At 39.5% G+C, this 12,354-nt stretch carries 7 protein-coding genes, 2 tRNA genes and 3 rRNA genes; 5 read left to right on the top strand and 7 right to left on the bottom strand.

The window, feature by feature from the left end; all coding sequences use genetic code 11:
- The first annotated feature begins 120 nt into the window (after positions 1–120).
- The 3 genes from ACJ6WR_RS15390 to ACJ6WR_RS15380 all read left to right on the top strand — a co-directional run bounded on the left by ACJ6WR_RS15390 (position 121) and on the right by ACJ6WR_RS15380 (position 3,060).
- A complete protein-coding gene (locus tag ACJ6WR_RS15390) occupies positions 121–981 on the top strand; it encodes a polysaccharide deacetylase family protein (protein WP_409415693.1) in 861 nt (286 codons plus the stop codon).
- Positions 982–1,184: 203 nt separating this feature from the next.
- Positions 1,185–2,033 (top strand): transketolase, encoded by an 849-nt coding sequence (locus ACJ6WR_RS15385; protein ID WP_409415692.1) that lies wholly within the window; start codon positions 1,185–1,187, stop codon positions 2,031–2,033.
- A gap of 73 nt (positions 2,034–2,106) precedes the next feature.
- Positions 2,107–3,060, top strand: a complete 954-nt coding sequence (locus tag ACJ6WR_RS15380; RefSeq protein WP_017498449.1) for a transketolase family protein — start codon at positions 2,107–2,109, stop codon at positions 3,058–3,060.
- A 61-nt stretch (positions 3,061–3,121) separates the two neighbouring features.
- Here the strand turns inward: ACJ6WR_RS15380 and ACJ6WR_RS15375 are convergent, their stop codons facing one another.
- Positions 3,122–3,973, bottom strand: a complete 852-nt coding sequence (locus ACJ6WR_RS15375; protein ID WP_409415691.1) for an IS3 family transposase — start codon at positions 3,971–3,973, stop codon at positions 3,122–3,124.
- Positions 3,974–3,987: 14 nt separating this feature from the next.
- Positions 3,988–4,422, bottom strand: coding sequence for a transposase (locus tag ACJ6WR_RS15370; protein ID WP_409415690.1), 435 nt, complete (start codon positions 4,420–4,422; stop codon positions 3,988–3,990).
- 627 nt (positions 4,423–5,049) lie between these two features.
- On the opposite strand from ACJ6WR_RS15370, the gene ACJ6WR_RS15365 reads away from it, so the two are divergent.
- A complete protein-coding gene (locus tag ACJ6WR_RS15365; RefSeq protein ID WP_409415689.1) occupies positions 5,050–5,397 on the top strand; it encodes a transposase in 348 nt (115 codons plus the stop codon).
- A gap of 145 nt (positions 5,398–5,542) precedes the next feature.
- Positions 5,543–6,373, top strand: a complete 831-nt coding sequence (locus ACJ6WR_RS15360; RefSeq protein WP_409415688.1) for an ISL3 family transposase — start codon at positions 5,543–5,545, stop codon at positions 6,371–6,373.
- A 152-nt stretch (positions 6,374–6,525) separates the two neighbouring features.
- Here the strand turns inward: ACJ6WR_RS15360 and rrf are convergent.
- The 5 genes from rrf to ACJ6WR_RS15335 all read right to left on the bottom strand — a co-directional run bounded on the left by rrf (position 6,526) and on the right by ACJ6WR_RS15335 (position 11,807).
- A 5S ribosomal RNA gene (rrf, locus tag ACJ6WR_RS15355) occupies positions 6,526–6,635 on the bottom strand.
- Positions 6,636–6,821: 186 nt separating this feature from the next.
- Positions 6,822–9,706: ribosomal RNA gene (locus ACJ6WR_RS15350) — 23S ribosomal RNA — on the bottom strand.
- Between the two features lie 174 nt (positions 9,707–9,880).
- Positions 9,881–9,954, bottom strand: a tRNA-Ala gene (locus ACJ6WR_RS15345).
- Positions 9,955–10,098: 144 nt separating this feature from the next.
- Positions 10,099–10,172: transfer RNA gene (locus tag ACJ6WR_RS15340), tRNA-Ile, on the bottom strand.
- 120 nt (positions 10,173–10,292) lie between these two features.
- Positions 10,293–11,807: ribosomal RNA gene (locus tag ACJ6WR_RS15335) — 16S ribosomal RNA — on the bottom strand.
- Together the 16S, 23S and 5S rRNA genes with 2 tRNA genes alongside form the textbook arrangement of a ribosomal RNA operon.
- Positions 11,808–12,354: the final 547 nt, after the last annotated feature.

The raw sequence follows: 12,354 nt of genomic DNA, 5'->3' as shown, positions 1-12,354 counted from the left end.
TCGGGCTATTCGCTATATCTTTTGTTCCATTTCATTACACAAAAGGATGCCGCTATTATCCCTCATGCAAAAAAAATCCACTAAATTTGGATATAAAATATCGAAAATAACATTGACCTAATGAATTTATCACAAAAACTAGGATACCCCGAAGACAGCAAACTATTAATCATCCACGCCGATGATGCAGGATTATCCCATTCAGAAAACAGAGCAACAATACAAGCACTACAAAACGGAATGATTAATTCTTATAGTATTATGGTACCTTGTCCATGGTTTTATGAGATGGCAAACTTCGCAAAAGACAATCCACAATTTGATAACGGAATTCATTTAACACTCACCTGCGAGTGGGAGAACTATAAATTTGGTCCAATATTACCCATTAATGAAGTACCATCATTAGTAGATAAAAATGGCTATTTCCATAAGACCAGAGTAGACTTTATAAATAATGCAAAACCAGAAGAAGTAAAAAAAGAACTTCGAGCTCAAATTGAGAAAGCATTACATTTCGGATTAAAACCCACCCATCTCGATTCGCATATGTGCAGTATTGGTGTATGTCCCGAGTTTTTAGAAATATACAAAGCACTAGGAAAAGAATACAACTTATCCGTTTTCATCAATAAACAATTTGTAGAATCGATAAGCTTATCCAACGAAAACTACGACTATGAAAACACTCTTGTAGCCGACAATCTCCTAATTGGAAATTTTACTGACTTCGAAAAAGGTGAACTTAAAAAATCTTACGAGAAAGCTTTAGATAATATAAACCCAGGTTTCAACGTTTTCTTGCTTCACCCAGCATTCGATGATAATGAAATGCAAGGCATTACAAAAAACCATCCTAACTTTGGTTCTGAGTGGAGACAAATAGACTTTGACTATTTCACAAGTAACGAATGCAAACAAAAATTAAAAGAGAACAACATACGATTAATCACCTGGAGAGAAATTCAGAAAATTAGATAAATATGCCAATTAAAAATAAAGAAACAAAAGATTAACACTTCTTAGTAGCTACAATTTTAGATAATTATAGATTTCAGAGCCTTAAATTAAATTATCTAATCGTCAAATTATCCAATAATCTAAATGCTACATTTCCTTTAAAATCATTTGTCTTACGGCAAAATAAAAATTACTTTTGCAACAGTTTAACTTTTACACATAAAATGAAGCCTAACACACAACAATTAAGCGATTTAACTATCCAAGTAAGAAGAGATATTCTTCGAATGGTACATGCTGTCAACTCAGGTCACCCAGGTGGCTCACTAGGTTGTACTGAATTTTTGGTGTCTTTATACCAAAATATTATGGACCGCAAAGAAGGTTTTGATATGGACGGAATCGGAGAAGATCTTTTCTTCCTTTCAAATGGTCATATTTCCCCAGTATTTTATAGCGTTCTAGCAAGAAGCGGTTACTTTCCAGTTTCAGAATTAGCAACTTTTAGATTGCTTAACTCTCGTTTACAAGGACACCCTACAACTCACGAAGGATTACCAGGAGTTCGTATTGCTTCAGGTTCATTAGGACAAGGATTATCTGTAGGAATTGGAGCTGCACAAGCTAAAAAACTAAACAAAGACAACCATATTGTATACACATTACATGGTGATGGAGAATTACAAGAAGGACAAAACTGGGAAGCAATCATGTATGCTTCTGCTAAAAAAGTAGACAACCTAATTGCAACGATCGATCTTAACGGAAAACAAATTGACGGAACTACAGACGAAGTTTTAGCAATGGGAAGCATTCGTGCTAAATTTGAAGCTTTTGATTGGGATGTTATAGATATCAAAGAAGGAAACAGTATCGATGCTATATTAGCAGGTATGGCAGATGCAAAATCAAGAACTGGAAAAGGAAAACCAGTTTGTATTTTACTACATACTGAAATGGGTAACGGTGTAGATTTTATGATGCATACACATGCTTGGCATGGTAAAGCACCAAACAACGACCAATTAGCTAATGCATTAGCTCAAAACATTTCAACTTTAGCAGATTATTAAAAAAGCATTATACTTTTCATAATAAGCTTTAAGCCTATTATTTACAAAGTATACTACTTATAGCAACAAAAAAATGAAAAAATATACAAATACAGGAAGTAAAGATACTCGTTCAGGTTTCGGAGCGGGAATGACTGAATTAGGTCAGAAAAACGAAAATGTTGTTGCATTATGCGCTGATTTAATTGGTTCATTAAAATTTGATGATTTCAAAAAAAATCACCCAGAGCGTTTTTTCCAAATCGGAATTGCTGAAGCAAACATGATTGGAATCGCAGCAGGTTTAACAATTGGAGGTAAAATTCCTTTTACAGGAACTTTTGCTAACTTTTCTACAGGAAGAGTTTATGACCAAATTCGTCAATCTGTAGCTTACTCAGATAAAAACGTAAAAATTTGTGCATCTCACGCAGGTTTAACACTTGGAGAAGATGGAGCAACACACCAAATATTAGAAGATATTGGTTTAATGAAAATGCTACCAGGAATGACCGTAATCAATACTTGCGATTACAATCAAACTAAAGCAGCTACACTAGCATTAGCAGATCACCACGGACCAGCTTATTTACGTTTCGGACGTCCAGTTGTACCTAACTTTACACCTGCAGACGAGCCTTTCGTAATCGGAAAAGCAATCTTATTAAACGAAGGTACAGATGTAACTATTGTAGCTACAGGACATTTAGTTTGGGAAGCACTTATCGCTGCTGAAGCTTTAGAAGCAAAAGGAATCTCTGCCGAAGTAATCAACATCCACACTATCAAGCCACTTGATGAAGAAGCAATATTAAAATCTTTAGCTAAAACAAAATGTGTTGTTACTGCCGAAGAACACAATATCCTTGGAGGTCTTGGAGAAAGCGTTTCTAGAGTATTAGCATTAAACAATCCTGCTCCACAAGAGTTTGTAGCTGTTAATGATAGTTTCGGAGAATCTGGTACTCCAGAGCAATTGATGGAAAAATATAAGCTAAACAATCAAGCAATTGTTGAAGCTGTAGAAAGAGTTATTAAAAGAAAATAATTCTTTTACATACTGTCTCGTCCTAAAAAAGCGATACGGATTATTACATAAAAATAATTAATTAAACAGTTGCAAGAACGTTCTTGCAACTGTTTTTTGTTTTATAAGTTCTCATTTGGATTTTATTTTGAGTATGCATTTGATTTGGTGTTAACATGTGATTAGAATAATGTGGTCTTAATTCATTATAAATATTGATAGATTCCTTTATTATTAGGTTTGTGATTTTTCTTTTTTGATGATACTTATCAATCATAAATTCTTGTTTTAAAATTCCATTGATTCTTTCTGCTATTGCATTTTCATAGGGATCCGAGTTTTGAGTCATGCTACATAGTACTTTGTTTTTGATAAGCTCTTTTTGATATTCATTAGCACAATATTGCAAACCTCTATCAGAATGATGGATTAGAGTTAGCGTATTATGCGTTCTTTGTTTAAGAGCCATTTTTAGAGCTTTTAAACTACTTTGAGTATTGAGATTCTCAGCAACATAATATCCCATTATCTTCTTTGAATAAGCATCAGTGATTAAGCTTAAATAACATGGATTGTCTCTTTTTCCGATATAGGTAATATCGGAGACCCAAACTTGTTCAGGACGATTTATTTCAAGATCTAAAATTCGATTTTCATGCTTTCTAAAACGATGATGTGAGTTTGTGGTTATATGATAGCTACGTTTAGGTTGTATTAATAAATGATTAGCTCTAAGTATATCAAAGAATTTATCTCTTCCAATCTTCATTAAATGGAGTTTATCCAATAAAAGATAATATAGTTTTCTAGTACCTATTCTAGGCATTAATCTTCTAAGATCATTAACCATTAAAACAACTTCTTTAGCCTTGTTTTGTTTGATTACTGTTCTTTTAATTTTTCGATAATAAACCTGTCTGTCTATCCCGAACAAATAACAGGTAAATGCTATTGTTTGTGGTTCTCTTTGTCTGAAATGGGCGATTGTTCGGGTACAGAGTTTTTTCGGATATCAATATGATATTCTTTTTCGGCTAAATCAATCATCATATCAAAGAGGATCGCTTTTTTGTCAGCAACAAAAGCCTGTCTTTCTAAGAATGCTTTTTGTTTCTCTAAAAGTTTGACTTGAGCTTCAAGCTCCATAATTTTTTGTTCAGGTGTTTTTGCCATTTTGATTGAGGTTTGGTTCTCCCAATCAAAGTTACCAAATTTCCGAAGCCATTGAACAACTGTCCTTCTACATTGAATACTGTATTTCTTTGTAGCTTCGGTTGCCGTAAGCTTTCCGTGTTCAATTTCTTGAACAACTTGTAATTTAAAAGACATTGAATAGTCTTTTTGTGTTCGCTTTACATAGCGTGATTCTTGAGATGATTCCATAACGATACTTTTTGTGTATCGCTATTTCAGGACTAGACATACTATAAAATTAAAAACCTGCTCAATCGAGCAGGTTTTTTTTATACCCGGACACAAAATAACACTTCATTATATACATCTTAAAACACTTTTATTGTTTAGTCATGTTAGAACATTACTCACAAATGATTCCGCTCCATAAACATGTTGAAATTATACCGCGAAGCTTCACAAAGTTTACACAGAGTCTCACAAAGATTTTTTACTTGTAAAACTTAAGATAGTTTATTTCAAAGTCGCTGTGACGCAAAGCTGTTTTTAGCATAAATAATACTTCCGGTTTTAACAGCAAAGGCAGGAAAGAGAAAAAACACAAAGGTTCACAAAGCTATTGATTAAACTTTACGAACCTTTGCGCTCATTTTTCGGGTAAAACAACTACAGTCTTGTCACCCTGAAGAACGAAGGGTCTCCATTAGATACTAACAACAAAGCTTTTTTTAGATTATTGAGCTACTAATTGATCCATTTTAACCGCAGAGTAATGAAATAGAAAAACGCAAAGGTCCACAAAACTATTGGATCAAGAACAAAACCTGGGGAGGAATGTCAAAATAAAATAAGAACTTTGTAATCTAAGAATTTGAGATGACTCCTATAGACCTTTTAAAATTTATGCTGCCTGATTTTTTAGTAGAACACTTTGAAATAGTTTCTAGCACTAACACAGAAGAAGTACTACACCTTTATTTCGAAGAGAGCGCCAAGCCTCCACAAGAGTTTGATATGTTTGAATTAGTTTCTAAAGGTTTTTTGGATGAGATTACCATTCAGGATTTTCCATTAAGAGGCAAATTTGTGTATTTACATATCAAAAGACGCCGCTGGACCAATAAAACCAATGGTCAAATTATAAAAAGAGATTGGGCATTAGTTGCCAAAGGAACTCGCATGACGCAGGAGTTTGCGGCTTTTTTAAAAGAAATTAATAGATAATAACGCTACCGACTGTCATACCATTGGAGGTTTTTTCGGAGTCAATGGAAAAAAACTTCAAAGACAATATAAAAAACATCTAAGCTCTTTTAGTATATGGGCTCCGCGCGAACATGCGCACCAGTGGATTGTTTACCCCGAAAATATGGGTACTCATTTATCCATTGATGAAGTAGCTTTATCTCAGGGTGAACTATATACTATTGTGACCAACAAGAAATTCAAAGGCAAAAAAGGCTGCTTAGTGGCTATTATTGCAGGAACCAAAGCTGATCAGGTCATAGAACACCTCTGTAAAATTGATTACAAAAAGAGATCTTGTGTAAAAGAAATAACACTTGATATGGCTAATTCCATGAAATTAATATCAAAGAGAGCCTTTCCAAAAGCCATACAAGTAACCGATAGGTTCCATGTTCAAAAATTGGCATTGGAAGCATTACAAGAAATCAGAATCAAACATCGATGGGAAGCTATGGATTTTGAAAATCAATTGATATTACAGGCAAAAAAAGAAAATAAAACATATATCTCACAGCTTTTATCAAACGGAGATTCTGTAAAACAGCTATTAGCCAGAAGCAGATATCTACTTTATAAATCTCGCGAAAAATGGACAAAGAGCCAAAAAGAAAGAGCTCAAATGCTCTTTGATCTATATCCAGATATAAAAATAGCCTATAATCTAAATCAACAACTTCGAGGGATTTACAATAATCACAACGATAAACATATTGCTATGACCAAACTAGCACATTGGTATAGAAATGTAGAGGAATCAGGTTTTAAAAACTTCAATATTCTGCTCAATACCATAACTTTTAATTACCAGTCAATCTTAAACTATTTTGATAATAGAAGTACCAATGCTTCGGCTGAATCTTTTAATGCAAAAATTAAAGCATTTAGAAGCCAATTTAGAGGTGTAAGAAATATTGATTTCTTCTTGTTCAGATTATCTAATCTTTTTGCTTAATCCCCAACTTTTGAACATGATCCAAACTATTTATTAAACTTTGCGAACCTTTGTGTTTTCTTTTGCGCTTTTTGCGAAACAACTTTTCACAAAATCCCAAAAAAGTAAAGCCAAAAAAAAATCCTCATCAATTACTTGATGAGGATTCTAAAGAAAGGCGACGACATACTCTCCCACATAACTGCAGTACCATCTGCGCAGGCGGGCTTAACTACTCTGTTCGGGATGGGAAGAGGTGAGCCCCGCCGCAATAACCACCTTAAGGTTGTTAGTTGTTGGTTTTTGGTTGTCAGTTGATGGATTTCTCCAGCAACTATCAACTATTAACCATCAACTGCTCTGCGTCGAGCAAATATCTTAACACACTGAGATAAAGAAAAAAGTTTTTTTTAGAAAGTTTCTCCCAGCCCCTTTGTTCCCCCTTCGGGGGTTAGGGGGCCGGAAAAGCGTACATAAGCTTACGGATTATTAGTACTACTCGACTATGACATTACTGCCTTTACATCTATAGCCTATCAACGTGGTCATCTCCCACGATCCTTAAAAGAAATCTCATCTTGTGGTGGGTTTCGCGCTTATATGCTTTCAGCGCTTATCCCTTCCAAACGTAGCTACTCTGCGGTGCTCCTGGCGGAACAACAGATACACTAGAGGTTTGTCCAATTCGGTCCTCTCGTACTAGAATCAGATCCACTCAAATTTCTTGCGCCCACAGTAGATAGAGACCGAACTGTCTCACGACGTTCTGAACCCAGCTCGCGTGCCACTTTAATGGGCGAACAGCCCAACCCTTGGGACCTTCTCCAGCCCCAGGATGTGACGAGCCGACATCGAGGTGCCAAACCCCCCCGTCGATATGAGCTCTTGGGGGAGATCAGCCTGTTATCCCCGGCGTACCTTTTATCCTTTGAGCGATGGCCCTTCCATGCGGAACCACCGGATCACTATGCTCTACTTTCGTACCTGATCGACCTGTATGTCTCTCAGTCAAGCTCCCTTATGCCATTGCACTCTACGCACGGTTACCAAGCGTACTGAGGGAACCTTTAGAAGCCTCCGTTACTCTTTTGGAGGCGACCACCCCAGTCAAACTACCCACCAAGCAATGTCCCCCGCAAGCGCGGGGTTAGGCCTCAGATAAACAAAGGGTTGTATTTCAACAATGACTCCACAACGCCTAGCGACGCCACTTCACAGTCTCCAACCTATCCTACACATCATTTATCCAAGGTCAATACTAAGCTATAGTAAAGGTGCACAGGGTCTTTTCGTCCCACTGCGGGTAAGCGGCATCTTCACCGCTACTACAATTTCACCGAGCTCATGGCTGAGACAGTGTCCAGATCGTTACACCATTCGTGCAGGTCGGAACTTACCCGACAAGGAATTTCGCTACCTTAGGACCGTTATAGTTACGGCCGCCGTTTACTGGGGCTTCAATTCAATGCTTCTCCGAAGATAACATCTCCTCTTAACCTTCCAGCACCGGGCAGGTGTCAGGCCCTATACTTCATCTTACGATTTTGCAGAGCCCTGTGTTTTTGATAAACAGTCGCCTGGACCTCTTCACTGCGGCCAGCATTGCTGCTGGCGACCTTTCTCCCGAAGTTACAGGTCTATTTTGCCTAATTCCTTAGCCATGAATCTCTCGAGCACCTTAGGATTCTCTCCTCGACTACCTGTGTCGGTTTGCGGTACGGGTACTTATTACCTGAAGTTTAGAGGTTTTTCTTGGAAGCCCTTAGGCGCACTATCTCTTTGACCGAAGTCTCCGAGTACTATCGTATTTCCCCAAGCCGCGTGGATTTGCCTGCGCAGCTTATAGGTAGGTACTTCAACGAACTATTCCGTCAGTTCGCGGCGCTTTCATCACTCCGTCACCCCATCACAGTAATAAGTAGTACGGGAATATTAACCCGTGGTCCATCGACTGTCCCTTTCGGGTTCGCCTTAGGTCCCGACTAACCCACAGCTGATTAGCATAGCTGTGGAAACCTTAGTCTTTCGGTGTGCGGGTTTCTCGCCCGCATTATCGTTACTTATGCCTACATTTTCTTTTCTAACCAGTCCAGCATGCCTTACGACACACCTTCAACCCTGTTAGAATGCTCCCCTACCACTTTGACCTAAGTCAAAATCCATAGCTTCGGTAATATGTTTATGCCCGATTATTATCCATGCTCGTCCGCTCGACTAGTGAGCTGTTACGCACTCTTTAAATGAATGGCTGCTTCCAAGCCAACATCCTAGCTGTCTGGGCAGACAAACCTCGTTCTTTCAACTTAACATATATTTGGGGACCTTAGCTGATGGTCTGGGTTCTTTCCCTCTCGGACTTGGACCTTAGCACCCAAGCCCTCACTGTTGTGAAACATTATATAGCATTCGGAGTTTGTCAGGAATTGGTAGGCGGTGAAGCCCCCGCATCCAATCAGTAGCTCTACCTCTATATAACTTTATGCACAACGCTGCACCTAAATGCATTTCGGGGAGTACGAGCTATTTCCGAGTTTGATTGGCCTTTCACCCCTACCCACAGGTCATCCGAAGACTTTTCAACGTCAACCGGTTCGGTCCTCCACTGTGTGTTACCACAGCTTCAACCTGCCCATGGGTAGATCACACGGTTTCGCGTCTAACACTACTGACTAAAGCGCCCTATTCAGACTCGCTTTCGCTACGGATCCGTGGCTTAACCACTTATCCTTGCCAGCAACGTTAACTCGTAGGCTCATTATGCAAAAGGCACGCCGTCACCCCACGAAAGGGCTCCGACCGCTTGTAAGCGTATGGTTTCAGGATCTATTTCACTCCGTTATTCACGGTTCTTTTCACCTTTCCCTCACGGTACTGGTTCACTATCGGTCTCTCAGGAGTATTTAGCCTTAGCGGATGGTCCCGCCAAATTCAGACAGGGTTTCACGTGCCCCGCCCTACTCAGGATACCACTATCCTTTACACTCATTACCTATACGGGACTATCACCCTCTATGGTTCTACTTTCCAGTAGATTCTAATTCTTTGTGCAAGAAATGTCGTGGTCCTACAACCCCAACATTGCCGTAACAACATTGGTTTGGGCTAATCCGCGTTCGCTCGCCACTACTTACGGAATCACTTTTGTTTTCTTCTCCTCCGCCTACTTAGATGTTTCAGTTCAGCGGGTTTGCCCACCTATCGGTGTACTATGTCTTCAACATAGTGGGTTGCCCCATTCAGGTATTTACGGATCAATTCGTGTGTGCCGATCCCCGTAACTTTTCGCAGCTTATCACGCCTTTCATCGCCTCTGAGAGCCAAGGCATCCCCCATACGCCCTTATTTTGCTTATTGTACCAGTCTTGATAAATCAAGACCGTTTTCTTTATATCCAGTATTACTACTGTCAATAAAAAATGCTTTCTACTTTTTATTATTTTCTTATCTCAATATGTCAATGAACTTTATTATGCTTTAGGCTTTACGCTTTAGGCATTAAGCTTATAGCCTACGGCTTATAGCTTTTTGTGGAGAATAACGGAGTCGAACCGTTGACCTCCTGCGTGCAAGGCAGGCGCTCTAGCCAGCTGAGCTAATCCCCCATTTTTCAATCTTAGATTGTAGAATTCAGATTTTAGACTTCTTAATTCTTATCTAATTTCTTTTGGTGAATTCCAACTTCTAGAATTTCCTTTTTTAAGCTTACAGTCTTTCTAATTAGCAATTGTCAATTACTTTTTAAAAAGTAGTCCCGGGCAGACTCGAACTGCCGACCCCTACATTATCAGTGTAGTACTCTAACCAGCTGAGCTACGAGACTCTGTTTTACTTAATTGTATTATTTGAACTAACAGCAGAGTAATATAATCTTCAATTTAACCTATAGGTCAATTCGTCTTCTTTCCCTAACGTGCATAAATGCTAACATATAGGGCTCTAGAAAGGAGGTGTTCCAGCCGCACCTTCCGGTACGGCTACCTTGTTACGACTTAGCCCTAGTTACCAGTTTTACCCTAGGCAGCTCCTTGCGGTCACCGACTTCAGGCACCCCCAGCTTCCATGGCTTGACGGGCGGTGTGTACAAGGCCCGGGAACGTATTCACCGGATCATGGCTGATATCCGATTACTAGCGATTCCAGCTTCACGGAGTCGAGTTGCAGACTCCGATCCGAACTGTGACCGGTTTTATAGATTCGCTCCTGGTCCGCCCAGTGGCTGCTCTCTGTACCGGCCATTGTAGCACGTGTGTAGCCCAAGGCGTAAGGGCCGTGATGATTTGACGTCATCCCCACCTTCCTCACAGTTTGCACTGGCAGTCTTGTTAGAGTTCCCGACATGACTCGCTGGCAACTAACAACAGGGGTTGCGCTCGTTATAGGACTTAACCTGACACCTCACGGCACGAGCTGACGACAACCATGCAGCACCTTGTAAATTGTCTTGCGAAAGATCTGTTTCCAAATCGGTCAATCTACATTTAAGCCTTGGTAAGGTTCCTCGCGTATCATCGAATTAAACCACATGCTCCACCGCTTGTGCGGGCCCCCGTCAATTCCTTTGAGTTTCATTCTTGCGAACGTACTCCCCAGGTGGGATACTTATCACTTTCGCTTAGCCACTGAACTTGCGCCCAACAGCTAGTATCCATCGTTTACGGCGTGGACTACCAGGGTATCTAATCCTGTTCGCTACCCACGCTTTCGTCCATCAGCGTCAATCAATTAGTAGTAACCTGCCTTCGCAATTGGTATTCCATGTAATCTCTAAGCATTTCACCGCTACACTACATATTCTAGTTACTTCCTAATAATTCAAGTTTAACAGTATCAATGGCCGTTCCACCGTTGAGCGATGGGCTTTCACCACTGACTTATTAAACCGCCTACGGACCCTTTAAACCCAATGATTCCGGATAACGCTTGGATCCTCCGTATTACCGCGGCTGCTGGCACGGAGTTAGCCGATCCTTATTCTTACAGTACCGTCAAGGTTCTACACGTAGAACTGTTTCTTCCTGTACAAAAGCAGTTTACAATCCATAGGACCGTCATCCTGCACGCGGCATGGCTGGATCAGGCTTGCGCCCATTGTCCAATATTCCTCACTGCTGCCTCCCGTAGGAGTCTGGTCCGTGTCTCAGTACCAGTGTGGGGGATCTCCCTCTCAGGACCCCTACCCATCGTAGCCTTGGTAAGCCGTTACCTTACCAACTAGCTAATGGGACGCATGCTCATCTTTTACCGTTGTGACTTTAATAATTGCTCGATGCCGAGCTATTATACTATGAGGTATTAATCCAAATTTCTCTGGGCTATCCCTCTGTAAAAGGTAGATTGCATACGCGTTACGCACCCGTGCGCCGGTCTCTACTTCCGAAGAAGTATACCCCTCGACTTGCATGTGTTAAGCCTGCCGCTAGCGTTCATCCTGAGCCAGGATCAAACTCTTCATCGTATATTTTAATATTATATTCGACTAATGATTCTATCGGTTTTATTCAAATCTCTCGATTCTATTACTCTTATTTTGTTGTTTTAAGATCTCTCTTAAAACGGCTGTCAATTCAATATGTCTAGGAACGTGTTCTTCTTTTTAATGTCGCTTATTTCTCAAAGCGGGTGCAAAAGTAGAAAAGTCTTTTCTAACTGGCAAGAAATTTGTGAAGTTTTTTTTGGAAAATTTTCATCTCCGTTTTCTTCTTTCTTATCAATCTTTCAAGGAACTTTCCGTTATTTAGCGGGGTGCAAATGTAACATCCGTTTTCCATTCTCACAAGCTTTTCTAAATCTTTTTTTTTAGAATTTTATTTCTAATTTGATTCGTCTTGCTTGTCAGTATTTAAAGGAACGTTTGTCGTTGTTGCGGGTGCAAAACTACCACCTTTATATAGATAATCAATACTTTTTATAGAGTATTTTTGGTTTATTTTTTATTCTTTTCTTAATACTCTGATAACACACCCCTTACGGGCTGTTATTTTTTCCTTATCTCTGGCTTTTTC

This window comes from Flavobacterium sp. PS2, assembly GCF_046250155.1.
In the GTDB taxonomy this organism is placed as follows: domain Bacteria; phylum Bacteroidota; class Bacteroidia; order Flavobacteriales; family Flavobacteriaceae; genus Flavobacterium.
Note: the sequence above shows the minus strand (reverse complement) of the source record. Positions and strands in the feature narration are given on the sequence as shown.

What these genes read in the sequence shown, in the direction of transcription:
- ACJ6WR_RS15390 (WP_409415693.1), top strand. Translation starts at nt 121, where the DNA reads ATGAATTTATCACAAAAACTAGGATACCCCGAAGACAGCAAACTATTA.
- ACJ6WR_RS15385 (WP_409415692.1), top strand. Translation starts at nt 1,185, where the DNA reads ATGAAGCCTAACACACAACAATTAAGCGATTTAACTATCCAAGTAAGA.
- ACJ6WR_RS15380 (WP_017498449.1), top strand. Translation starts at nt 2,107, where the DNA reads ATGAAAAAATATACAAATACAGGAAGTAAAGATACTCGTTCAGGTTTC.
- ACJ6WR_RS15370 (WP_409415690.1), bottom strand. Translation starts at nt 4,422, where the DNA reads ATGGAATCATCTCAAGAATCACGCTATGTAAAGCGAACACAAAAAGAC.
- ACJ6WR_RS15365 (WP_409415689.1), top strand. Translation starts at nt 5,050, where the DNA reads ATGACTCCTATAGACCTTTTAAAATTTATGCTGCCTGATTTTTTAGTA.
- ACJ6WR_RS15360 (WP_409415688.1), top strand. Translation starts at nt 5,543, where the DNA reads ATGGGTACTCATTTATCCATTGATGAAGTAGCTTTATCTCAGGGTGAA.